Origin of the sequence: Brevundimonas aurantiaca, from assembly GCF_014199955.1 — a bacterium.
In the GTDB taxonomy this organism is placed as follows: Bacteria; Pseudomonadota; Alphaproteobacteria; order Caulobacterales; family Caulobacteraceae; genus Brevundimonas; species Brevundimonas aurantiaca.
The window spans coordinates 90,552-112,733 of the sequence record NZ_JACHOQ010000003.1; the positions used below are offsets into that span (position 1 = coordinate 90,552).

Sequence of the window (22,182 nt, forward strand, 5' to 3'; positions counted from 1 at the left end):
ATGACCTTCGCCGACCCGACCCTGGACCCGCGCCCTTCCGGCGACCTGATCAAGGAAGGCACGGACGCCTCCTTCATGAAGGACGTGATCGAGGCGTCGAAGACCCAGCCGGTGATCGTCGACTTCTGGGCCACCTGGTGCGGCCCCTGCCGAACCCTGGGCCCGGCGCTGGAGAAGGCCGTGCGCGCCGCCAAGGGGGCGGTCAAGATGGTCAAGATCGACGTCGACGCCAACCCGGCCTATGCGGGCCAGCTGCGCGTGCAGTCGATCCCGACCGTCTACGCCTTCGTCAACGGCCAGCCGGTGGACGGCTTCCAGGGCGCCATTCCCGAAAGCCAGATCAAGGCCTTCATCGACAAGCTGACCGGCGGCCAGGGCGGCTCCGCCGAGACCGCTCAGCTGCTGGAGCTGGGCGAAGAATCGCTGGGCCTGAACGACTTCGGCGGCGCGGCCCAGGCCTTCGCCCACGTCCTGTCGATCGAGCCGGAGAACGAAAAGGCCATCGCCGGCTTGGCGCGCGTCTACATGGCGGGCGGCGACGTCGAACAGGCGGCCCAGACCATCGCCATGGCGCCGGCCGAGTCCAAGGAACCGGCGGTTCAGAGCGTGCGGGCCCAGCTGGCCCTGGCGGCCAAGGCGCCCGCCGGCGCATCGGCCGAGCTGGAAGCCAAGGTCGCGGCCGATCCGAACGATCATCAGGCGCGCTTCGACCTGGCCGAAGCCCAGAGCGCGGCCGGCGACTTCAAGGGGGCGATCGACAATCTTCTGTCCATCGTCCAGGCCGATCGCGAATGGAACGATCAGGCCGCGCGCAAACAGCTTCTGGTCATCTTCGAGGCGGCCGGCCTGGGGTCGGACGTCTCCAAGGACGGGCGCCGCCGCCTGTCCTCCATCCTCTTCTCCTAGGGCGGACACCTCCATGCCCCAGGGCTATGTGCGCGCTTTGGACCTGCCCCAGGTCATTCCGGTGTTTCCGCTGGGCGGCGCCATCCTGTTGCCGCGCGGACAGCTGCCGCTGAACATCTTCGAGCCGCGCTATCTGAACATGGTGGACGACGCCATGGCGGGCGACCGGATCATCGGCCTGATTCAGCCCAAGGGCGGGACGCCGGCCCTGCCCGGCCTGTCTTCGGTCGGCTGCGCCGGACGGATCACCGGCTTCGCCGAGACGTCGGACGGGCGCTATCTGATCACCCTGACCGGGGTGTCGCGATTCCGCGTCGCGGCCGAACTGCCGACCAAGACGCCGTATCGACAGGTGCGGGCGGCGTTCGACGCCTATGAGGACGATCTGGCGCCCCCGCCTGAGGAGCCGGATTTCGACCGCCACGCCTTTCTGGACGCCTTGCGGGATTATATGGCCCACCGCGCCCTGGACATCGACTGGGACACGGCCGAGACCGCGCCTATGGAGGCCCTGGTCAACAGCCTGGCCATGGCCCTGCCGTTCGAACCCGCCGAAAAACAGGCCTTGCTGGAGTCGATGAGCCTGATGTCGCGCGCCGAGGCCCTGACCGCCCTGTTGCGGATCGACGCCGCCGACGGGGGCGACGACTCCGCCTCGTCGATCCAATAGGCCCGCCCATATGGCGCAAAGCGCGCCGTGACCCTAAACAGCCTTTCCGACCTGGTTTTCGCAGACGACAGGAGCCCTCATGAGCGACGCCTTCCAGACGCCGGTTTCCGTCGATCCTCGCCTGCTCGAGGTGCTGGTCTGTCCGGTAACGCGGGGCCGCCTGACCTATGACCGCGAGGCCGGCGAGCTGATCTCGCCGGGCGCCAAACTGGCCTATCCGATCCGGGAAGGCGTGCCGATCATGCTGGCCGAAGAAGCCAGGCCGCTGGACTGAACCGCAGCAGACGAAGACGAACCCACGGCTCGGGCGCCTCGCGCCGATCGGGCCCAAGCAGCGCAAGGCGCGATAGGCCCCAGACACCATGACCCTCAAAGTCGCCATCCAGATGGACCCGATCGAGGCCGTCAATATTGAGTCCGACACCACCTTTCTGATGGCCGAAACGGCCCAGGCGCGGGGGCACCGGCTGTGGGTCTATGATTTCCGCACCCTGGCCCTTGAGGAGGGTCGGCTCTACTGCCGCGCCCGTCCGGTCGCCGTTCGTCGCAAGGCCGGCGATCATGTCGATTTCGGCGACCCCGTTCGGCTGGACCTGGGACAGGACGTCGACGTGGTTCTGATGCGTCAGGACCCGCCGTTCGACATGGCCTATGTGACCGCCACCTATCTCTTGGAAACGATCCACCCTTCGACCCTGGTGGTCAACGATCCGGCCGAGGTGCGTTCGGCGCCGGAGAAGTTGCTCGTGACACGCTTCCCCGACCTGACCCCGCCGACCCTGATCAGTTCCGACCCCGTCCAGCTGGGCGACTTCCACCGGCGCCACGGCGAGGTGGTGCTGAAGCCCCTGCATGGGGCCGCAGGCTCGGGCGTGGTCCGGCTGAAGGCGGATGATCCCAATCTGGATGCTCTGATCGAAATCCACGCCATGGGATCGCGCGATCCTCTGGTGATCCAGAAATTCATTCCCGCCGTGTCCAGGGGCGACAAGCGCATCCTGCTGGTGGACGGCGAGCCGGTGGGCGCCATCAACCGAATTCCGGCCAAGGACCAGGTCCGGTCCAACCTGCGGGTCGGAGGCACGGCCGCGCCGGTCGAGCTGACGCCGCGCGATCTTGAAATCTGCGCCGCCATCGGTCCGACCCTCAAGGCGCGGGGTCTGATCTTCGTCGGGATCGACGTGATCGGCGACTGGCTGACCGAGATCAACGTCACCTCCCCCACAGGCGCCCAACAGTTGAAGACCTTCACCGGCGTCGACGCCACGGCGCGGATGTGGGAGGTCATAGAAGCGAAACGCGCCGCACAGGTTGCGTAATCGCTACTTGAATTAGAGCCAAGTTCATGGTTCGTTCCTCGCTCCAAAAAGGGGGGCGGAGCCATGGTCGCGCGAGTCGTTACGGTCGCCTTTGACGGGGTCGAGGCGCGGCGCGTGGACGTCGAGGTCCAGCTGGTCGGCCAGGATCAGCAGACGGTGTTCAACATCGTCGGCCTGCCGGACAAGGCGGTGGCTGAAAGCCGCGAGCGGGTGCGCGGCGCCTTCGCCGGGATCGGTCTGGCCCTGCCCTCGCGGCGGATCATCGCCAATCTGGCCCCCGCCGACCTGCCCAAGGAGGGCAGCCATTTCGACCTGCCCATCGCCCTGGCCTTGATGGCGGCCATGGGGGTGATCGGGCCGGACGCCCTGGACGGCTGGGCCGCCATCGGCGAACTGGGGCTGGACGGGCAGATCGCCCGGGTCGGGGGCGCCCTGCCCGCCGCCGTGGCCGCCGACGCCCTGGGCCTGGGTCTGATCTGCCCGGAAGCCACGGGGCCGGAAGCCGCCTGGGCCGGCGGGGCGCGTATTCTGGCGCCGCGGTCCCTGATCGCCCTGATCAATCATTTCAAGGGAAGCCAGGTGCTGCGCGCGCCGGAACCGGGCCCCCTGGCCGGCGGCAAGGCCGTGCCCGACCTGCGCGAGGTCAAGGGGCAGGAAGGCGCCAAGCGGGCGCTGGAGATCGCGGCGGCGGGCGGCCACAATCTGCTGTTCATCGGCCCGCCCGGATCGGGCAAGTCGATGATGGCCCAGCGCCTGCCCGGCCTGTTGCCGCCCTTGACCTCGCAGGAGCTGCTGGAGACCTCCATGGTCTGGTCGGTCGCCGGCCTGATCGAGCGGGGCGCCCTGACGAGGGACCGCCCCTTCCGCAGCCCGCACCATTCGGCCTCAATGGCGGCCCTGACGGGCGGGGGTCTGCGCGCCAAGCCGGGCGAGGCGTCGCTGGCCCACAACGGCGTCCTCTTCCTTGATGAACTGCCCGAATACAGCGCCCAGGCCCTGGACTCGCTGCGGGCGCCCCTGGAGACGGGCGAGATCGTCGTGGCCCGCGCCAACGCCCATATCCGCTATCCGGCCCGGTTCCAGCTGGTGGCGGCGATGAACCCCTGTCGCTGCGGCATGGGCGGCGCCGGGCGCGGCGCCTGCGGCAAGGCGCCCCGCTGCCAGCGGGATTATCAGAACCGAGTGTCCGGTCCGATGTTCGACCGGATCGACCTGACGGTCGAGACGCCGCCCGTCACCGCCGCCGACATGATCCTGCCGCCCCCTTCAGAAGGCACGGCCGAGGCCAGGGCGCGCGTCGCCGCTGCCCGCGCCCTGCAGGAAGACCGGGCGCGGGCCGCCGGCCTGGACCCCGCCCAGGGGCTGAACGCCCGGGCCTCCGGCGAGGCGCTGGACCGGTTCGCCACGCCGGACGAAGCGGGGCGGATGCTGCTGATGCGGGCCGGCGAGGCCGGGGGGCTGACGGCGCGGGGCTGGACCCGCACCCTCAGGCTGGCACGCACCATCGCCGATCTGGACGGCTGCGACGGGGTCTTGCGCCGCCATATCGCCGAGGCCCTGATCTATCGCCGCAACACGGTCGGCGCCGAGGCCGATTTCGACCGCCGCGTCGCCGCCCGCTCGGGCCTGGCCGAGGCCGCCGGTCGGGCGGCCTTCATCCACGATTGATCCAGGCCTCTTGAAGCGTCCTTAACTCCGCTCGGCTTAGACGTCGTCCCTCGCGGAGACGGAACAGACCATGGCGCGGCGGGCGGCGACGAAACGAACCGAAGGCTTGACGGCGACGGCCGATCCGGCCCAGCAGTTCCTGCGCCTGATGAGTCACGAGATGCGCACCCCCCTGAACGGGGTGCTGGGCATGATCCATCTGTTGCAGCGGACCCGATTGGACGGCGCCCAGCGCGCCTATGCCGAGAACGCCCGCCAGTCGGCCGAACATCTTTTGGGGCTGGTCAACGACCTTCTGGACTATGCGCGGCTTGAGGCCGGGGCGCTGGAGTTCGACCTGGCGCCGGTCGATGTGGAACCCCTGGTCCGCAGCGTCGCCGAACTGCTGAGTCCGCGCGCCCATGACAAGGGGCTGGAGATCGTCTGGTCCGTCGGCGCCGACGTGCCTGACATCAGGGCCGACGAAGGCCGGCTGAAGCAGGTTCTGTTCAACCTGGCCGGCAATGCGGTCAAGTTCACCGAGACCGGCGGCGTCTACATCGCGGTCGAACGGCGGAACGGCGCCGGCAGGGCGGCGCACCTGGCCTTCATCGTCGATGACACGGGCCCCGGCGTGCCGCACGAAGCCCACACGCGCATCTTCGAAGAGTTCGGCCACGCCGACGTTTCCGATGCCGTGCGACATGACGGGGCGGGCCTCGGGCTGGCGGTTGTCCGAAAACTGGCGCGGGCCATGGGCGGGTCTGTCCAGGTCGCAGACCGCCCGGGCGGCGGCGCCCGCTTCTGTTTCGAGGCCGCCTTCGATGTCGTCCCCGGCACGCGAGACCAGCCTTTGGTGGGCCTGACCGTCGCCGTCCGCTCGCCCGACATCTTCGTCCAGACCGCCGCCATCGCCCAGATCGAGGCGTCCGGTGGGCGGTTCGCCGCATCGGCGCCGGTCGTTCTGGTCGATCACGTCGGCGCCTTGTCCGGCGACTTGGCGCTTCCGCCGTCGGAGGGCCGGGGCGTGATCCTGCTGAAACCGTCCGAGCGCGATCTGATCGCGCGCTACCGCGCCCAGGGCTTCCACGGCTATCTGATCAAGCCTCTGCGCCGCGCCTCTCTCGCCGAACGGGTGCTGGCCGTCGCGGCCCAGGACGATCCCATGCGCGAGGCCGGCGCCGCCTCTCCGGCGGCTGAGGACGACCGGGTCGTCCCTGCCCGCTTCGCCGGGACGCGCATCCTGCTGGCCGAGGACAATCCGGTCGGCGCCCTGCTGGCCCGCACGCTGTTGCAGCGCGAGGGCTGCATCGTCGAAAGCGCCGCCAGCGGTCAGGAGGCCGTCGCCTCCCTGGCCCGCGCCCGTTATGATCTGGTCTTCATGGACATGCGGATGCCGGGCATGGACGGCCCCGCCGCCGCCCGCGCCATCCGCGCCACAGGCGACGCCACCCCCATACTGGCCCTGACCGCCAACGCCTTCGCCGAAGACCGCCGCCTGTGCCTGGAGGCGGGGATGGACGACCATCTGGTCAAGCCGCTGGACGCCGAGGCCCTGCGCGCCGCCCTGACCCGCTGGACGAAGCGCGACATCCGCGCCAAGGTCGGCTGAGTTAACGGCGTCCGTCTCCGGCCGCCGCCGGAGCCGTGCATGACCGACCAGACCACCCCCGCCGCAGAAGTCGCCGCCTTGCGTCCGCAGCCAAAGGGATTCGGCGTCATCAGGGCCGCATTCCGCGAACGTCGAACCCTGGCCATGCTTCTGCTCGGCTTCTCGGCCGGCCTGCCTTTCGCCATGCTGTTCGGCACTCTGAACGCCTGGCTTTCCGAGGTGGATGTCTCCGTCGCGACCATAGGCATACTGTCTTGGGTGGGTCTTTTCGGCGCCTTCAAGTTTCTGTGGTCGCCAGCGGTCGGTCTGCATCTGCCGTTGCTGTCCCGCCTGGGGCGACGGCGGTCCTGGCTGGTCATATGCCAGTCCGTTCTCGCCCTGGTCTTCATCGTCATCGCCGCATCCCATCCGACGGGGGGCGCCATCGGCCTTCTGGCCTCGGCCGCCGCTATCGGCGCCTTTGCCTCCGCCACTCAGGACATCGTCATCGACACCTGGCGGATCGAGGCGGCGGATGACCATCTGCCGGTCGATCTGTTGTCTTCCGTGTATCAGCTCGGATTTCGCACCGCCGCTCTAGTCGGCGGCGCCGGCGCCCTCGTCTTGGCCGACACGGCGGGCTGGCCCGCCACCTTTTTCGCGGCGGCTGTGCTAATGGGGCTGGGCCTGCTTGGAACCTTCATCGCGCCTGAACCGCTCGTCGCGGCGGAAAAGGCCGTAGAGCGCGAGCGTATCGGCTCGCCTGCTCTGCGCAGGACCGCCCTTTTTGTGACCCTCGCAGCCTGGGCCTGGGCCGGCTTCATGCTGATTCGTTTCATGATTATGGCGCTGACGACTGTGCCGGCGCCGAGCGCGGGGCAATTCATCCAGTCCTGGGGGCCCTGGATTGTGGCCGCGGCGGTTTTGCTGCCAGCCGCCCTTGCCGGCGTCCTGGTCTGGCGCGGTCGCTCAACCGCCCCGGAGAGCCAGCCGGCGAACACCGTCACGGAGCGGTTTTATGACGCGATCCTGGCGCCCCTGGTGGAGCTGATGGGCCGCTTGGGTTGGGGCGCTTTAATCGTCCTGGGGTTGGTGCTCAGCTATCGTATTACGGACGGCGTCTGGGGTCCGTTCGCCTATCCCTTTTATCTTGGAACGGAAGGCGGGGGGCTGGGCCGCACGATGACCGAGGTGGCCTTGGCGTCCAAGACCTTCGGCGTCGTCATGACCATCCTGGGCATCGGCCTGGGAGGTTGGGCGCTTGTGGTCGTCGGCCGCATGCCCTGCCTCCTGATCGGCGCGGTCCTCAGCGCCGCCACCAATCTGCTGATGATGGATCTGGCTATGGGCGCGCCCGTCATCGACCCGTTCATGAGGGCGACAGGCCTCTACGGCCTGTTCAGCGTCTTCGGCGTCGGCGAACCCTTGGCCCGTCTTATGGCGGCGATCGCGGGCGAGAACATCGCGGGCGGCTTCGCCGGCGCGGCCTTCGTCGCCTATCTGTCGGCTCTGTCGAATCGACTGTTCGGCGCCGTCCAGTTTGCGGTTTTCGCCTCTCTAGCCTTGTTGATCGGCACTCTGGGCCGGGCGCCTCTGGGCGAGCTGGTGGACCGCGAAGGCTTCGCCCCGATGTTCCAGTTCGCCGCCCTCATCGGCCTGGTCGCGGTAGTGTTCTGTCTTATTGAATGGGTGCGTCTGACCCTGGAACGCCGAAAGGTTGAACGCCTCCAAGCTAAGAGCTCGAAGGCGCTCTAGCCGCTCAGTGTTTCGCCCGTTCCGCGCCCGAGCTGACGGCCGAACCGGCGGCCGAGACGTCGCGGCCGACGCCGGCGACGGTGTTGCAGGCCGAGACGGCCAGGGCGGCGGCGACGAGAGACAGGGTGATGATCTTGCGCATGGCGAACCTCGTTTATGGTCAAGCTCCGCACGAACGCCCAAGCTTGGCCTTGGTTGCGCTTCTCTGTCGCAAACAATGGATTTTCGCCGTCGTTCGAGGCTAAAGGGCCGCCATGTCCTTCACCGCCCCCCCTTTTCTGGCCACCGTCCTGACCATGTTCCCCGAAGCCTTTCCGGGCCCGCTCGGGGTGTCGCTGATCGGCACGGCTTGGCGCGAGAAGGGGCTGTGGAGCCTGGATACGGTTGACATCCGCGCCTTTTCCACAGATACGCGCGGCTTCCTGGACGACACCCCTGCGGGGGGCGGTCCAGGAGCCGTGCTTAAGGCGGACGTGGTGGCCAGGGCGGTCGATAGCCTGCCTGGGCCGAAACGGCCGCTTTTGTACATGAGCGCCCGGGGTCGGCCCCTGACCCAGGCGCGCGTCAAGGAATGGGCGACAGCGGACGGAATCGTCGTGCTGTGCGGCCGTTTCGAGGGGGTGGATCAACGGGTGCTGGACGCCCGGGGGTTCGAGGAGGTCTCGGTCGGAGACGCGGTCCTCGCCGGCGGCGAGGCGGCGGCCATGGTCGTGATCGAGGCGTGCGTAAGACTGATCCCCGGAGTGCTCGGTTCAGGCGACAGCCTGTCGTCCGAAAGTTTCGAGGACGGGCTTCTGGAGCATCCGCAGTACACGCGACCGCGGACGTTCGAGGGGCTTGAGATTCCCGAGGTGCTGCTGTCGGGCGACCATAAGAAGGTCGCCGAATGGCGTCAGGCGCAGCGGGAGCAGACCACGCGGGAGCGACGGCCGGACCTCTGGCAGGCGCATCTCGCCAACTCACAGGTAAAGAGCGCCAAGCTCGAGGAGAAATGACATGAACATCGTTCAACAGCTGGAAGCTGAAGAAAAAGCCCGCGTTCTGGGCGACCGCAAGATCCCGGACTTCCAGCCCGGCGACACCCTGCGCGTCAATGTGAAGATCAAGGAAGGCGAGCGCGAGCGCGTCCAGGCCTTCGAAGGCGTCTGCATCGCCCGTGACGGCGGCGGCGTGAACGAGACCTTCACCGTCCGCAAGATTTCGTTCGGCGAAGGCGTCGAGCGGAAGTTTCCCATTCTGTCGCCGAACGTCGAGTCGATCGAGGTGAAGCGCCGCGGCGTCGTGCGTCGCGCCAAGCTCTATTATCTGCGCGACCGTCGCGGCAAGTCGGCCCGGATCGCCGAGCGTCAGACGGTTCGTCCCGCCAAGGGCGTGGTGGTCCCGGAGACCGGCGCCGCCGACAAGGGCGACGAAGCCTGATCCCAGGCGCGTTCGCAAAACGATAAGGGCCCCGGCGGCGACGCCGGGGCCTTTTTTGTTCGTCCGGCGCGCCTCCTACTGCGGAAACAGCGGGTTGGACGCATCCCTTTGGCCTTCCAGACTGTGTTTCAGCCCCTCCATCTGATCATGGCCCGTCTTGATGGAGGCGTAGGCGCGACGAATGGTTTCACGGGTGGTGGCCGAGATGGCCGTGTCATCCAGAGCCTTGTCGAACTTTGCGGCGATGAACCCCTCGCCGCTGTTGATCGACCCCACCACGCTGTCGTCATTCCTCAACAGGGCGTGTTTGACGTCCAGAAAGGCGCGGTGGGCCTTGGCCAGGATGGAGCCGTGAGCCTCGGGGTCGCCGCCCAGTCCGGACACGGCGGCCGACAGATCCTCGACCACCTGGCGGCGCTCCTCGCTGCGGCGCTCGAACAGGCTGCGGAAATGGGGATCGGTCGTCTCTTCGGCCGCCTGGGCGTAGCCGTCGGCGCTGTCCAGGGTGGTCTCGATCAGGCCGTTCAAGACCTTGATGTCATGGGCGTTGGGATTGCTCATTGCGTCGGCTCCTCCGCTTAGGCGGTCAAGCGGACAATGGCCGGACGCGGCGAAGGTTGCCGGATGCGGCGCCGCGCCCGATCAACAGGCCGTCAGAGGGCGGTCCGCAGCGACCACAGCTCAGGAAAGCACCGCTTGGTCAGGGTCGTGGCCAGATAGGCCGCCCCTTCCGTTCCGCCCGTCCCACGGCGCCGGCCGATGATGCGCTCGACCGTGACGACGTGCTTATGTCGCCAGGTCAGCAGGGCGTCGTCCAGGTCGACCAGCTTCTCGGCCAGCTGATACAGGGCCCACCAGCGCTCCGTGTCCCGATAGACCTCGAGCCAAGCCGCCTCTACCGCCTCGGACGGTTCATAGGGCTGGGTCACGTCGCGGTTCAGCACGGCCTGCGGCACCGGCAGGCCGGCCTTGGCCAACTGGGCCAGGGCGTCGTCATACAGACTGGGCGACGCGATCGCCGCCTCCAGCGCCGCATGGGCCTGGGGTCGGTCCACATGGAACTTCAGGAAGGCGGGGTCCTTCAGCCCCAGCATGGCCTCGAAGCGACGGAACTGGTCGCTCTGGAAACCGGAGGACGCGCCCAGCACGCCCCGGAACCGCAGATAGTCGGCCGGGGTCATGGTCGCCAGAATGTCCCAGCTCTGGGTCATCACCGCCTGGATGCGGCTGACCCGCGCCAGGCTCTTATAGGCGGGGACCAGGTCGCCGGCCCGCACCAGGGTCTGGGCCAGGGCCACTTCGTGCAGCATCTGCTTCAGCCACAACTCCTTGGTCTGGTGGATGACGACGAAGAGCATTTCGTCGTGCTGATCCGACAGCGGATGCTGGGTCGAAAGCAGATCGTCCAACGCCAGATAGCCGGCGTAGGTCATGTCGCGGGATTGGGTCATGCGCCGCTATCGCCCGCGGCCGGGAAAGGCGCAAGTCCGCCTATTGCTGACCCTGGCCCGACACATTGGCGGCCATCTGGCGGCCGGCGTCGAAGGCGTCGCGCGCGCCCTTATAGATGAAGCCGTAGGTCGGATAGACGGTCGTGCCCAGGCCGTTGATCGGATTGTACCAGACCTTGACCTGAGACCAGTCGTTGGCGGGCGAGACGTCCACGACGGTGACGTTCTCCTCCACCTTGCCGCGGCTGCCGCCCCAGTTGGCGTGGGTCACGCGCACCACCCGGTCGGTCAGAATGTCGGAAACGACGGCGACATGGCCGCGGCTCATCCGGCCTTCCGGGCGGAAGACCAGGACCGAACCGGTCTCGGGCGCCTTGCCCGTGCGGAACTTCTCGGCGGCCTGACGCCACCAGGTCCAGGCGTCGCCGAAGATGTTGATGCCCGAGAACATGCGGGCGAAGGTCACGCACTGCCAGTACGGCTCGTCAGCCTTTGCATTGGAGGGAACTGCGCCCAGTGCAAAAAAACCGAGGGTCGCCGCAACCGCGGCGGCTTTGAGCCGTTTTGTCATGCTGAGGCCGTATCCCGACTGCCGATGGTGTTTTTAGAACACAGGCTCTCAGGATTCGACAACCGTTTTCGACATACCGCCGTCAGGCGACGGACGGTCTTCTGTAGCGCTTGACACGGATTTCGGCCGCTCGGCCAACCCCCTCAAAGCCTGTCGCGCCGGGCGTTCGACCAGGTGATAGGAGACCGCCGCCACGACGGGCAAAAGGGCCAGAATCGCCAGCCACACGAAAATTTGAAGTTGCTTGTCAGCGGCGCCCGTCAGCTTCGCCGCCAGGCCGACGGCCAGCAGATTCCACGGCACGCAGACCATATAGACCGAATAGCTGATCTCACCCAGATAGACGGCCGGGCGCGAGGCCAGCCAGCCGGCGCTTGCATTGGGAAGGACAGCCAGGGCGAGGATCAGAGCGCCGGCGCACAGGACGGTGATCCCATCCCACAGCCCCAGGGCCGCGCTGACCATCATCAAGACGAAGGCGATCGCCGCCGCCCCGCCCGCCAGGAGAGCGGACAGCCGCTGCCCCACCTTGCGATAGACCAGATAGAGGGCGCACCCGAGGGCGAAACAGGGCACGATCCGAAGCGCCCCCCAGCGGATGGTGGCCTCCGTCAGAGGAAAACCCGCCGCCTGCTCGAACACGAAATACAGCACCGTCAGAAAGGCCGCCGCCCCAACCACGGCCGCGACCGGCTTGTCGCGCAGACGCCAGAAGACGAAGGCGAACAGGGGAAAGCACAGATAGGCGAACCATTCCGCCGAGATCGACCAGGACGGATGGTTCCAACCGGCCACCGGCGCCAAGCCCCAGGCGTGGAGCATCAGCAGATTGGCGGGAAGCGACGACCAGGACAGGACGTTGGCGTCCACGCTCATTCCCGCGATCAGAGCCGCCGCCGCCAGCCCTCCGACCCCGATCAGGGTGGCGAGATGCAGCGGATAGACCCTGGCGATCCGCGCCCACAGGAAGCCGCGATAGGAAAACCGCTTCTCGCCCGCCGCCTGAAGATAGACGTGGCTCAGAATGAAGCCGGACAGGACGAAGAACAGTTCGACGCCCAGATAGCCTTTGGCGACCACGGCCGTCTGCGGCGCCCCGGCCAGATTGGGCCAGAAGGTGTAGACGGCGACCCACAGGGCTGCGGCGAACCGCAGGGCCGTCAAGGGTCGAAGATCGGCAGGCGTCTGAACCGGGGTCATGGTCTCACCTTGGCACGTCAGGCTTTGCGAACCATGAAGGCCGCAAGAACGGCGCCTGCCGCCTTTTGGCCCGGCCGGGGCACTAACCGACCCAGGCCCCGTGGAAGCCGGCGGGCAGGGCGAAGTCCGCAGCCCAGCTGACGACCGGCCCGTCCGCGATCCGGGCGGCGTCGAACACATGCAGTTCGGTGCGACCGGCGTCCAGATTGATGGAGGGGCCGATCAGCCAGGCGTCCCGCTCGGCCGTCGCGCCGGGCTTGGGCGCGAACAGCACCTCTTCAACGACCTGATGGCGGCCGAAGGTGAAGCCCTCGGATCGACCCGTCTCCCAGTCCTGCAAGGCCAGGCCGGTGGGCAGAGGCCGGCCGCGCGTTTCTCCGCCCGTATGGATGGTCAGGCGTCGCTTAAGCCCCCGACGACGCGGATCGCTCTGCGGAAACTCCCCGACGGCGTTGGAGCGCGTCATTTCGGCCCGCCCGTCAGGTCGAAGGGTGATCAAGGCCAGGGTCGCCGGATCCCCTGGAACTGTGCCCTGCCCCTCCACCAGCACCCTCGCCCCATCGACGGCGAAGCGCGGATCCTCGCCGGCGGCGACGTCGAAGCGAATGGTCCCGTCCGCCTCCGCCCAGGCGTCGCCCAGGTGGAAGTGGAAGAAGCCGGGCAGTTCATAGATCCTCCGCCGGCTCAGATCGTCCTTGTCCAGCACCATGACGTGGGTTCCCGCCTCAGGCCGCCAGACCAGGCCGTTGATGATCGGCGTCGTCTGGGTCTCGAACAGCCAGGGCTGCATCACCAGGATCAGATGCCGGTCCGTCGCCGTGAAATCGTGCATATAGCTGGCGCGCGGCAGACGCAGGACCTCCGCCTGATTCAGTCCCCCGTCGGGATTTAGCCGCCAGATCACCGCCCGATCGCCTGCCGCGCCGACGTTCCAGATCGAGCCGTCCGGTCCCCGACGCGGGTGGGCCTGGAAGGGCATGCCCTTCAGATCGCTCCGCAGGGTGACGAACGCCTGGGTGGACAGGTCGGCGGCGTCCATGGCCAGGGGCGACCCGCCCTCCCACAGGGCCCAGACCCGATCGCCCGCCGGCATGATCCCCGTATTGGCGGCGTTGGCGTCGTCATTGGAGCCGACTCGCGCGCGGGCGTCGCCGCGTGTGCCGAAGCCGGGGGTAACGACGGCGTCCAGCTCCGTCTCGGTTCGGCGCTTGGGCGTATCGGCGAAACGGGCCTCCAGCGTGGCCTGACCGTCCTGAATCCTAAAGGCCCGCATCAGGCCGTCGCCGTCGAACCAGTGGGTCGCCGATCCGCCCGGCCGACGGAAGCGCCCCGGCCCATTGCGATAAAGCACGCCCTCCAGACCCGACGGCGCGCGGCCGTGGATCAGGCGCAGGGCGTGACGGGGCGCGTCGGCGGCGACATCGCGCGTCGCCAGGGCCCAGTCGGCCTTCAGTTCGGCGACGGCGTTCAAGGCGGCGGCCGCGCGCGTCATTTCGGGCGTGGCCACGGCGGCGGACAGGGCGGCGGCGCCCATCAGAAAGGCGCGGCGGGAGGGGATCATGATCAGGCTCTTGAAGTTGAAAACGGCAGGTCGGCGGCGGGATCTATTTTAGCGTAATCGTCTGTTCGACCGACCCGGCCGCCGGGAAGCGGGCGCGGTCCCAGGAGGCCGGGCCCATATTGCCGACGGCATTGTTGGAAAAGGCGAAGGGTTCGGTCGGCATGCCGAAGGGATTGGTGTTCATCCGCGCGTCTGCGTTCAGATCGTGGAAGGCGCGCACCGCATAATCGCCGTCGGGCAGATCGTCGAAGGTGATGCGGGTCTCGCCTGCTGCGGCGTCCAGCTGGGCCGCCTTGACCGGTCGGCCCGCCTGATAGGCCTCGGCGCTGTCGAAGACGGCGACCATGATCCGGCCTTCTGCGGCCGCGTCCGGAAAGACGACGGTCAGGTCGGCGGCGAAGGCGGGCGCGGCGGCGAGAGCGGCGACGGCGGCGGAAAGGATGAGGGCGGAGAACTTCACGGCGGCGATCCTGTTGGGTGAGAACCGACGGCCGGCTCTCGATGACCGGACCGTGCCGCCCGTCCGCAGCCGCCGCCAGCGGACTTGCGGCGCTGGACAGTCCGTTTTCGCCAGTGACCGTGCGCCGCCGCCGGCGAAGCGTGAACGCCCATGTCGGATCCGCCGCACAAAGAAAAGGCCCGGAACCTGGGTTCCGGGCCTGTCTCTGTGGGGGCTTGCGAACCCGGACCTAGTCCAGGGTGCGCTTGATCTCTTCGACCGTGAAGCACTCGATGTAGTCGCCTTCCTTGATGTCCTGGAAGCCCTGGAACTGCATGCCGCACTCCTGGCCCGAGGGCACCTCGTTGACCTCGTCCTTGAAGCGTTTGAGCGTGTTGAGCACGCCCAGCTCCAGCACCACCACGTCGTCGCGGATGATGCGGACGCGGGCGCCCTTGCGCACGACGCCTTCGGTGACGCGGCAGCCGGCGATCTTGCCGACCTTGGAGATGTCGAAGACCTGAAGCACGTGGGCGTTGCCCAGGAAGGTTTCGCGTTGCAGCGGCGCCAGCATGCCCGAGAGCACGCCTTTCATGTCGTCCAAGAGGTCGTAGATGATCGAATAGTAGCGGATCTCGACCCCCTCGCGGTCGGCCAGATCGCGCGCCTGTTTCGAGGCCCGGACGTTGAAGCCGAGGATCGGCGCCCCGGCCGACTTGGCCAGGTTTACGTCGCTCTCGGTGATGCCGCCTGCGCCGGAATAGACGATGCGGGCGCGGACCTCGTCGTTGCCCATCTTCTCCAGCGAGGCGGCGATGGCTTCGCCCGAACCCTGGACGTCGGCCTTGATGACCACCGGCAGCTCGTTGATCTTCTTGGAGCCCAGCTTGGCCATCATGTCGACCAGCGAGACCGAGCCGCCCGAAACCTGGGCCTTTTCGCGCTTCACCCGCTGACGATATTCGGTCAGCTCGCGGGCGCGGGCCTCGGAATCCACCACGGCGAAGACGTCGCCCGGCGACGGCGCCTCGTCCAGACCCAGGATCTCGACCGGGACGGAGGGGCCGGCGTCGGTCAGCTGTTCGTTGCGCTCGTTCAGCAGGGCGCGAACCTTGCCCCAGGCGCCGCCGGCCACGACGATGTCGCCGCGCTTCAGCGTGCCGCGCTTGACCAGGACGGTGCCGACGGGGCCGCGACCCTTGTCCAGCTTGGCCTCGATGACCACGCCCTCGGCCGATCGGTCGGGGTTGGCGCGCAGGTCCATGACCTCGGCCTGGACCAGGATGGCTTCCAAGAGGCCGTCCAGGTTCATCCGCTCCTTGGCGGAGACCTCGATGATCTGGGTGTCGCCGCCCAGGCTCTCGGCGATCACTTCGTACTGCAGCAGTTCGTTGACGACCTTCTGCGAGGTGGCGCCGGGCTTGTCCATCTTGTTGACGGCGACGATCAGCGGCGCCTCGGCCGCCTTGGCGTGCTGGATCGCCTCGATCGTCTGGGGCATGACGCCGTCGTCGGCGGCCACGACCAGAACCACGATATCGGTCACATTGGCGCCGCGCGCCCGCATGGCCGAAAAGGCGGCGTGGCCCGGGGTGTCAAGGAAGGTGACCTTCTGGCCGTCTTCCAGACGCACCTGATAGGCGCCGATATGCTGGGTGATGCCGCCGGCTTCGCCGCCCGCCACATCGGTGGTGCGCAGCGCGTCCAGCAGCGAGGTCTTGCCGTGGTCGACGTGGCCCATGATGGCCACGACCGGGGCGCGGACTTCGGAGGCATCGGCGTCGTCCGCCTCGCCCAGGAAGCCGGTTTCCACGTCGGACTCGGACACACGCTTGACGGCCATGCCGAATTCCTCGGCCACCAGTTCGGCGGTGTCGGAATCGATCACGTCGTTGATCTTCATCATCATGCCCTGCTTCATCAGGAACTTGATGATGTCGACGCCGCGCACGGCCATCCGGTTGGACAGCTCCTGCACGGTGATGACGTCGGGGATGACCACTTCACGCGGACGGTTCGGCGTATCGGTCGAGCCGCCCTTGCGCTTTTCCTTCTCGCGTTCGCGGGCGCGGCGGACCGAGGCCAGGGAGCGCATGCGCTCGGCGGCGTCGCCGTCGCCGACCACGGACTGGATGGTCATCCGGCCTTCGCGGCGCTTGGGTTCGCCGCGCGTGCGACTGACCGCCTTGCCGGCGTCGGAGAAGCGCTTGTCGCGGTCGTCGTCGCGCGCGACCGGACGGCCGAAGCCGGCGCCGGGCGCGCGGCTGGGACGGGCCACTTCGGGGGTGGCGGGCGGGGCGTTCGGGGCCGCACGGCCGCCGGGGCCGGTGCGCGGGCCGCCGGGACGGGCGGCGCCGGGAGCCGGGCGGGGGTTCAGGGCCGAATAGCGGACCGGCTCGGCCGGCTTGGCGCCCTGGGGACGCTGGCCGCCGGGGCCGGGGCGGCCGCCCTGGGGACGGTCGCCTTGCGGACGCTCGGACGACTGGGGACGATCTGAATAGGACCGGTCGCCGCCGCCCATGGCCTGTTCGCGGGCCGAACGGCCGCCGAAGGCGGGGCGTTCCGGCGCCGCACGCTGCGGATTGCCGGGCTTGGGCGCGCGTTGGCCGAAGTTGACGGTCGGACGCGCCGGGGCGGCGGGACGGGCAGGCGCCGGCGTCGGAGCGACCGGCGCCGGGGCGGGCGCGGACGCAGCCGGCGTCGGAGCTGGGGTCGGCTTGGGCGCAGTCTTGACCGGCTGAGGCGCGGCGGCGGCCAATTTGGCGGCCTCGGCGCGGGCGGCCTCGGCTGCGGCCTTGGCGGCGGCGGCCTCTTCGCGCGCGGCCTGGGCGGCGCGTTCATTGGCGGCGGCGCGCTCACGCTCGGCGGCTTCGCGCGCGGCCTTTTCAGCGGCGGCGGCGCGTTCACGTTCGGCGTTGGCCTGGGTCGCCAGGGCGATGGCGCGGCGACGGGCCTCCTGCTCCTCAGGCGACAGACCCCCGCCGGCGGGCTGGGCCGGGCGCTGGCCCTGCGGACGCGGCGCCTGTCCCGCCTGCTGCGGGCGAGCGACATCGAAGCCTTGCGGGCGTTGCGGCCCGCCGGCGCCGGGGCGTCGCTTGGTCTCGACCACCACCGTCTTGGATCGGCCATGGCTGAAGCTCTGCTTCACGGTGCCGGTCGAAACCGATCCCGCGGCGCGCGGCTTCAGGCTCAGCGGCGCCCGCGGTCCCGTTTGGGACGGCGTTCCGCCGGTGTTCGAACCCTGGCCTTGGTTGGTCTTGTCGTTTTCGTCGCTCATCCGGTCGCTTTACTTGGGGCGGAAAAGCCCGCCGTCGTCTCAATACCCATAAACGGCCGTGAGCCCGTCTCCGCCCCTGGAGACAGGCCCTCGGCCGCCAAAATCCTCAGCTCGCCCCACCGTGATTAAAATCAGTCGGGGGTGCGCCCGCCGGTCCGTCCTCGACACCGGAAATCTCCCAGTGAAGGGGGCGAAGCGGCCGAAATCCAGCCAGTCGTTCGACCTCTAGGGTCCACCGATCGGCGCGTCCGCCCGCAAGCAGGACGGCGTGTATCGCATTTTCCAGCCCAAGGGCCAAACTCAAATCGTCCGCCGTAAAGGCGCCGCAGACCTTGGCGGTCTGATGGCGGGCCAATGCGAGGATTTTGCCACGGCCGTCGGCGGCCCCGTCGGAGGCCTCGATCACCCAGTCGGCCTTGCCGGCCCGCAGGGCCGCAGCGGACTTTTCGAAGCCTGAGATAAGCACGCCTTCGCGCCGGGCAAGACCCAGCTGGTCCAAACAACGCCGGACCAGCAGCCGCTCGACCAGATCCGCCAGATCGGCCGGCGCGGTCAGCTTCGTCTTTGCGGCGCGCGTGAAGCCGTTCTTCTTGACCGCCGCCTCGACCGAGGCGCGACTGGCTTCGACCCACAGGCCGCGACCGGGCAGTTTGCGCCCCAGGTCGGGAACCACCTGACCCTCGGGCCCGGCGACGAAACGGATCAGACGAGATTCGTCCATGACCTGGTGGCTGACCAGGTCCCGGCGTTCCCTATCGATCGTCGCGTCGCGCAAGCTCATGAAGGGCCAGGTCTCCCATCACGTGTTCGACGGTTCGGCGTCGTCGGACGCCTGGCCTTCGCCACCGGCCTCGCCGAACACCTGGTCGGGATCGTACTCGCCCTCGGCGTAGTCGCCCTCGTCCTCATACTCCGGCTCGGGCTGCGGCAGTTCCGAGGCGTCGATCCAGCCGGCGGCCACACGGGCCTGTAGGATCAGCAGTTCGGCCTCTTCCTGGGCCAGGTTGAAGCTTTCCAGAACGCCCGGGACCTTGACCCGTTCGCCGTTCTTCACCTCGTAGCCGCCGCGAATTTCGTCGGTCGCCAGATCGGCCAGGTCCTCGACGGTCTTGACCCCGCCTTCGCCCAAGGCGACCGCCATGGCGAGCGTCACGCCCGGCACGTCCAGAACCGCGTCCTCGACGCCCAGTTCGACGCGCTTGGCGTCCAGCTCGGCGGCCTTCTTGTCCAGATATTCGCGGGCGCGGGTCTGAAGCTCCTCGGCCGTCTCCTCGTCGAAGCCCTCGATTTCCGAGACCTCATAGGGATCGACATAGGCCAGGTCTTCCACCGTGGCGAAGCCTTCGGTGACCAGCAGCTGGGCGATGACCTCGTCCACGTCCAGGGCTTCCTGGAACAGGGCGGTGCGCTCGCCGAACTCGCGCTGGCGACGCTCGGAGTCCTGGCTCTCGGTGATGATGTCGATCTGCCAGCCGGTCAGCTGGCTGGCCAGACGCACGTTCTGGCCGCGACGGCCGATGGCCAGAGACAGCTGTTCGTCGGGCACGACCACTTCCACCCGGCCGGCTTCTTCGTCGAGCACGACCTTGGAGACTTCGGCCGGGGCCAGGGCGTTGACGATGAAGGTGGGCTCGTCCGGGTTCCACTGGATGATGTCGATCTTCTCGCCCTGCAGTTCGGCGACGACCGCCTGAACGCGCGAGCCGCGCATGCCGACGCAGGCGCCCACGGGATCGATGGAGCTGTCGTTCGACAGGACGGCCATCTTGGCGCGCGAGCCGGCGTCGCGGGCGGCGGCGCGGATCTCGATCACGCCGTCATAGACTTCCGGCACTTCCTGGGCGAACAGCTTGGCCATGAAGCCGGGGTGGGCGCGGCTCAGCATGACCTGCGGGCCCTTGGCCTCGGGCCGGACGTCGTAGATGTAGGTGCGAATCCGGTCGCCGATGTTGAACACTTCGCGCGGGATGGACTGGTCGCGGCGCATCACGCCCTCGCCCCGGCCCAGGTCGACGATGGTGTTGCCGTATTCGACGCGCTTGACCGTGCCGTTGACGATCTCGCCGACGCGATCCTTGAACTCTTCATACTGGTTGGCGCGCTCGGCCTCGCGGACCTTGCCGGTCACCACCTGGCGGGCCATCTGGGTCTGAACGCGGCCGAACTCGAACGGCGGCAGCTGTTCGACATATTCCTTGCCGACCTCGGCCTCGGGGTCGCGCTTCAGGGCGTCACGCAGACGCACCATGGCGCTGTCGTTGAACTCCTCCAGCTCGTCTTCCGGCTGCCAGTCGTCCTCGACGATGGTGACGTGACGGGTCAGGGACAGTTCGCCGGTCTTGTGGTCGATCTTGGCGCGGATGTCGTGATGGGCGCCGTAACGCGACTTGGCGCCCTTCTGGATCGCCTCCTCGATCGCCTCGATGACGATCTCGCGGTCGATGTTCTTCTCTCTAGCCACGGCCTCGGCGATCTGCAGCAGTTCGAGGCGGTTGGCGGAAATACCGGTGACGGCCATCAGGCTTTGTCCTCAGAAGGGGTCGTGGTGTCGGTGTCAGCGTCGTCGGCTTCCCCTTCGGGCAGGCCGTCGTCTTCAGGTTCGCCGCGAGCGGCGCGGATGGCGGCGCCCCGTTTCATCAGGGCGTCGGTCAGGACCAGCTTGGCGTCGGCCAGCCAGTCGAAGGGGATCAGGGCGGTGTCCTCCTCGCCCTCCAGGTCGATCAGGACATTGCCGTCCTCGAACCCGGCCAGCACGCCCTTGAAGCGTTTGCGGCCCTCGATCATCCGGTCCGTCTCCAGCCGCGCCTCCTCGCCCTCGAACAGGTCGAAGTCGATGGGACGGGTCAGGGGCCGGTCGATGCCGGGCGAGGACACCTCCAGCAGATATTCGCCGGAGATCGGGTCGGCGGCGTCGAACACCTCCGAAACGGCCCGGCTCAGCTTGGCGCATTGCTCCACCGAGATGTCGTGGTCGGACGGGCGCTCGGCCATGATCTGCAGGCGCTGGCGCTTGGAGCCGCTCATCAGACGAACGCGCACGACGTCAAGGCCGAGCGACTCCGCGATCGGGTCGATCAGCTCCAGCAGTTGGCGGTCCTGGGCGGTCTTTGCGCGCAAGCGGCGAATATCCAAAACAAAAGCGGCGGTCCGTCCGGGCCGCCGCTTTGAACGACGCCGTTGGACGCCGGTCTAACGATGTGGAGCGCCATATAGGCCTTTCACATTCGCTTGTCAGCCCCAATCGGCGCCCACCGACCGCGACAGAGGCGGAAATAGAGGGCGCCGGCCAGAAACCCGCCCGTCAATATGCCGGCCACGCTGGCCGCCAGCATCATGTCGAGGGCGCCGAAAACGCCCTCGGCGCCGGGCGTGAGCCCGGCCCGAAACATCCAAGGCGCCATCAGAAATCCCGCAGTCGGTGCGAAAGAGCGGCAGATCAGCGAAACGACGACATAGACGCTCGCGCTTGCACTTCCGGCCAGGCCCCAGGCCCACCAGGCTCGCGCTTGCAGGCTCCGCTCCGCGAGCCAGCATCCGACGCCGCCGAACAGGAGGGCGGGGATGAGGCCCCACAGGGTCACAAGAATGAACAGGGCGATGAGGCTGACGACGCCCGAGAAGATGGCGTCGATCGACACGTTGCCGCCGTCGACGCCTCCGGTGAGCGCCTGCGGAATGGAGGCCAGCAAAACACAGGCGAAAAAGGCGATCAGGGAAAGACCCGGCGCGTAGAGGACGCAGGCCGCCAGGTGATGGATGTTTGGTCCGGGACTGCTCCGCTTCATTTCGCATTCCCCGGCGCTCGAGACAGCCGACCGAAGAATGCCGCGCTCACCTCAGATTGCAACCTTTCCCTACTCGATCAAAGTAAGTCGCCCCAGATAATCCATCTTGCCCAACGGCACGCCCGCCTTGCGCAGGATGGCGTAGGCGGTCGTGACGTGGAAATGGAAGTTGGGCAGGACGAAACTGGTCAGATAGCCCAGGCCGTCGAAATTCAGTTCGCGGCTGGGCGTCTTCAGGCTGATCGGCCGCGTCTCGGCGCCGGCGAAGGCGGCGGGGTCCACGCCCTCGATGAAGGCCAGGGTCCGGGCGATCCGGTCCTTCAGTTCGGCGAAGTTCGTCTCCGTGTCCGCCATGGAGGGATTGCCCACCCCGGCCAGCCGCGCCACGGCGCCCTTGGCCGTGTCCGAGGCCAGCTGAACCTGGGCGGCCAGGGGGCGCATCTCGTCGTGCAGCCGGGCCTGGATCAGCACGGCCTCGTCGAAGCCCTCCGCCAGGGCCTTGTCCAGAAAGCCGGACAGATTGGTCAGGCCGCGCGCCAGAACGGGCGTGGCGAAGTCGTAGATCGAGAGGCTCATTCCAGGGCTCCAGTC

General features: G+C 68.1%; 22 protein-coding genes. 9 read left to right on the forward strand and 13 right to left on the reverse strand.

Going from position 1 to position 22,182, the window contains the following annotated elements; genetic code table 11:
* The 7 genes from trxA (at position 1) to GGQ93_RS07995 (ending at position 7,888) form a co-directional block, all read left to right on the forward strand.
* Positions 1–906, forward strand: coding sequence for a thioredoxin (gene trxA / locus GGQ93_RS07965; RefSeq protein WP_182714352.1), 906 nt, complete (start codon positions 1–3; stop codon positions 904–906).
* A gap of 13 nt (positions 907–919) precedes the next feature.
* On the forward strand, positions 920–1,576 hold the full coding sequence (locus GGQ93_RS07970; RefSeq protein ID WP_182714353.1) for an LON peptidase substrate-binding domain-containing protein: 657 nt from the start codon (positions 920–922) through the stop codon (positions 1,574–1,576).
* Positions 1,577–1,655: 79 nt separating this feature from the next.
* Positions 1,656–1,850, forward strand: coding sequence for a Trm112 family protein (locus GGQ93_RS07975; protein ID WP_054764499.1), 195 nt, complete (start codon positions 1,656–1,658; stop codon positions 1,848–1,850).
* A gap of 88 nt (positions 1,851–1,938) precedes the next feature.
* Positions 1,939–2,895, forward strand: coding sequence for a glutathione synthase (gene gshB / locus GGQ93_RS07980; RefSeq protein ID WP_183216258.1), 957 nt, complete (start codon positions 1,939–1,941; stop codon positions 2,893–2,895).
* Positions 2,896–2,958: 63 nt separating this feature from the next.
* Positions 2,959–4,563 (forward strand): YifB family Mg chelatase-like AAA ATPase, encoded by a 1,605-nt coding sequence (locus tag GGQ93_RS07985; RefSeq protein WP_183216260.1) that lies wholly within the window; start codon positions 2,959–2,961, stop codon positions 4,561–4,563.
* 70 nt (positions 4,564–4,633) lie between these two features.
* Positions 4,634–6,154, forward strand: coding sequence for a response regulator (locus GGQ93_RS07990; RefSeq protein ID WP_183216262.1), 1,521 nt, complete (start codon positions 4,634–4,636; stop codon positions 6,152–6,154).
* A 39-nt stretch (positions 6,155–6,193) separates the two neighbouring features.
* The gene (locus GGQ93_RS07995) at positions 6,194–7,888 is read left to right on the forward strand and encodes an AmpG family muropeptide MFS transporter (protein WP_183216264.1); all 1,695 of its coding nucleotides are present in this window, start codon (positions 6,194–6,196) and stop codon (positions 7,886–7,888) included.
* Between the two features lie 4 nt (positions 7,889–7,892).
* Here GGQ93_RS07995 and GGQ93_RS08000 read toward each other — a convergent pair whose 3' ends face one another.
* On the reverse strand, positions 7,893–8,030 hold the full coding sequence (locus GGQ93_RS08000; protein ID WP_183216266.1) for an entericidin A/B family lipoprotein: 138 nt from the start codon (positions 8,028–8,030) through the stop codon (positions 7,893–7,895).
* A 112-nt stretch (positions 8,031–8,142) separates the two neighbouring features.
* Here GGQ93_RS08000 and trmD point away from each other — a divergent pair, with 112 nt between their 5' ends.
* On the forward strand, positions 8,143–8,883 hold the full coding sequence (gene trmD / locus GGQ93_RS08005) for a tRNA (guanosine(37)-N1)-methyltransferase TrmD (protein ID WP_183216268.1): 741 nt from the start codon (positions 8,143–8,145) through the stop codon (positions 8,881–8,883).
* Position 8,884: 1 nt separating this feature from the next.
* Positions 8,885–9,307 (forward strand): 50S ribosomal protein L19, encoded by a 423-nt coding sequence (gene rplS, locus GGQ93_RS08010; RefSeq protein WP_054764492.1) that lies wholly within the window; start codon positions 8,885–8,887, stop codon positions 9,305–9,307.
* Positions 9,308–9,382: 75 nt separating this feature from the next.
* Here the strand turns inward: rplS and GGQ93_RS08015 are convergent, their stop codons facing one another.
* The 12 genes from GGQ93_RS08015 to GGQ93_RS08070 form a co-directional block, all read right to left on the reverse strand.
* Complete coding sequence (locus tag GGQ93_RS08015; protein WP_182714359.1) at positions 9,383–9,868, reverse strand: PA2169 family four-helix-bundle protein; 486 nt, start codon at positions 9,866–9,868, stop codon at positions 9,383–9,385.
* Between the two features lie 92 nt (positions 9,869–9,960).
* The gene (locus GGQ93_RS08020) at positions 9,961–10,758 is read right to left on the reverse strand and encodes a tryptophan 2,3-dioxygenase (RefSeq protein WP_054764490.1); all 798 of its coding nucleotides are present in this window, start codon (positions 10,756–10,758) and stop codon (positions 9,961–9,963) included.
* A 40-nt stretch (positions 10,759–10,798) separates the two neighbouring features.
* A complete protein-coding gene (locus GGQ93_RS08025) occupies positions 10,799–11,329 on the reverse strand; it encodes a CHAP domain-containing protein (RefSeq protein WP_054764489.1) in 531 nt (176 codons plus the stop codon).
* 48 nt (positions 11,330–11,377) lie between these two features.
* Complete coding sequence (locus GGQ93_RS08030) at positions 11,378–12,529, reverse strand: acyltransferase family protein (protein WP_054764488.1); 1,152 nt, start codon at positions 12,527–12,529, stop codon at positions 11,378–11,380.
* An 82-nt stretch (positions 12,530–12,611) separates the two neighbouring features.
* On the reverse strand, positions 12,612–14,090 hold the full coding sequence (locus GGQ93_RS08035; RefSeq protein ID WP_183216270.1) for a carotenoid oxygenase family protein: 1,479 nt from the start codon (positions 14,088–14,090) through the stop codon (positions 12,612–12,614).
* Between the two features lie 43 nt (positions 14,091–14,133).
* Positions 14,134–14,550: a DUF2141 domain-containing protein gene (locus GGQ93_RS08040; protein ID WP_224764306.1), complete on the reverse strand. Its 417-nt coding sequence runs from the start codon at positions 14,548–14,550 to the stop codon at positions 14,134–14,136.
* A gap of 229 nt (positions 14,551–14,779) precedes the next feature.
* The gene (infB, locus tag GGQ93_RS08045; protein ID WP_183216272.1) at positions 14,780–17,806 is read right to left on the reverse strand and encodes a translation initiation factor IF-2; all 3,027 of its coding nucleotides are present in this window, start codon (positions 17,804–17,806) and stop codon (positions 14,780–14,782) included.
* A gap of 106 nt (positions 17,807–17,912) precedes the next feature.
* Positions 17,913–18,587 (reverse strand): RNA-binding protein, encoded by a 675-nt coding sequence (locus GGQ93_RS08050; protein WP_054764484.1) that lies wholly within the window; start codon positions 18,585–18,587, stop codon positions 17,913–17,915.
* Between the two features lie 18 nt (positions 18,588–18,605).
* Positions 18,606–20,324 carry a transcription termination factor NusA gene (nusA, locus tag GGQ93_RS08055; RefSeq protein WP_183216274.1) on the reverse strand — a complete coding sequence of 573 codons (1,719 nt, stop codon included), beginning with the start codon at positions 20,322–20,324 and terminating at the stop codon, positions 18,606–18,608.
* Positions 20,324–20,923, reverse strand: a complete 600-nt coding sequence (gene rimP / locus GGQ93_RS08060; protein WP_183216276.1) for a ribosome maturation factor RimP — start codon at positions 20,921–20,923, stop codon at positions 20,324–20,326. The genes nusA and rimP overlap by 1 nt, the downstream gene beginning before the upstream one ends.
* 101 nt (positions 20,924–21,024) lie before the next feature.
* Positions 21,025–21,591 carry a hypothetical protein gene (locus tag GGQ93_RS08065; RefSeq protein ID WP_183216277.1) on the reverse strand — a complete coding sequence of 189 codons (567 nt, stop codon included), beginning with the start codon at positions 21,589–21,591 and terminating at the stop codon, positions 21,025–21,027.
* 69 nt (positions 21,592–21,660) lie between these two features.
* Positions 21,661–22,167 carry a DUF1993 domain-containing protein gene (locus GGQ93_RS08070; protein WP_183216279.1) on the reverse strand — a complete coding sequence of 169 codons (507 nt, stop codon included), beginning with the start codon at positions 22,165–22,167 and terminating at the stop codon, positions 21,661–21,663.
* Positions 22,168–22,182 lie beyond the last annotated feature (15 nt).

Coding starts and splice junctions, on each gene's coding strand:
- trxA (WP_182714352.1), top strand. CDS start 1: ATGACCTTCGCCGACCCGACCCTGGACCCGCGCCCTTCCGGCGACCTG.
- GGQ93_RS07970 (WP_182714353.1), top strand. CDS start 920: ATGCCCCAGGGCTATGTGCGCGCTTTGGACCTGCCCCAGGTCATTCCG.
- GGQ93_RS07975 (WP_054764499.1), top strand. CDS start 1,656: ATGAGCGACGCCTTCCAGACGCCGGTTTCCGTCGATCCTCGCCTGCTC.
- gshB (WP_183216258.1), top strand. CDS start 1,939: ATGACCCTCAAAGTCGCCATCCAGATGGACCCGATCGAGGCCGTCAAT.
- GGQ93_RS07985 (WP_183216260.1), top strand. CDS start 2,959: ATGGTCGCGCGAGTCGTTACGGTCGCCTTTGACGGGGTCGAGGCGCGG.
- GGQ93_RS07990 (WP_183216262.1), top strand. CDS start 4,634: ATGGCGCGGCGGGCGGCGACGAAACGAACCGAAGGCTTGACGGCGACG.
- GGQ93_RS07995 (WP_183216264.1), top strand. CDS start 6,194: ATGACCGACCAGACCACCCCCGCCGCAGAAGTCGCCGCCTTGCGTCCG.
- GGQ93_RS08000 (WP_183216266.1), bottom strand. CDS start 8,030: ATGCGCAAGATCATCACCCTGTCTCTCGTCGCCGCCGCCCTGGCCGTC.
- trmD (WP_183216268.1), top strand. CDS start 8,143: ATGTCCTTCACCGCCCCCCCTTTTCTGGCCACCGTCCTGACCATGTTC.
- rplS (WP_054764492.1), top strand. CDS start 8,885: ATGAACATCGTTCAACAGCTGGAAGCTGAAGAAAAAGCCCGCGTTCTG.
- GGQ93_RS08015 (WP_182714359.1), bottom strand. CDS start 9,868: ATGAGCAATCCCAACGCCCATGACATCAAGGTCTTGAACGGCCTGATC.
- GGQ93_RS08020 (WP_054764490.1), bottom strand. CDS start 10,758: ATGACCCAATCCCGCGACATGACCTACGCCGGCTATCTGGCGTTGGAC.
- GGQ93_RS08025 (WP_054764489.1), bottom strand. CDS start 11,329: ATGACAAAACGGCTCAAAGCCGCCGCGGTTGCGGCGACCCTCGGTTTT.
- GGQ93_RS08030 (WP_054764488.1), bottom strand. CDS start 12,529: ATGACCCCGGTTCAGACGCCTGCCGATCTTCGACCCTTGACGGCCCTG.
- GGQ93_RS08035 (WP_183216270.1), bottom strand. CDS start 14,090: ATGATCCCCTCCCGCCGCGCCTTTCTGATGGGCGCCGCCGCCCTGTCC.
- infB (WP_183216272.1), bottom strand. CDS start 17,806: ATGAGCGACGAAAACGACAAGACCAACCAAGGCCAGGGTTCGAACACC.
- GGQ93_RS08050 (WP_054764484.1), bottom strand. CDS start 18,587: ATGAGCTTGCGCGACGCGACGATCGATAGGGAACGCCGGGACCTGGTC.
- nusA (WP_183216274.1), bottom strand. CDS start 20,324: ATGGCCGTCACCGGTATTTCCGCCAACCGCCTCGAACTGCTGCAGATC.
- GGQ93_RS08065 (WP_183216277.1), bottom strand. CDS start 21,591: ATGAAGCGGAGCAGTCCCGGACCAAACATCCATCACCTGGCGGCCTGC.
- GGQ93_RS08070 (WP_183216279.1), bottom strand. CDS start 22,167: ATGAGCCTCTCGATCTACGACTTCGCCACGCCCGTTCTGGCGCGCGGC.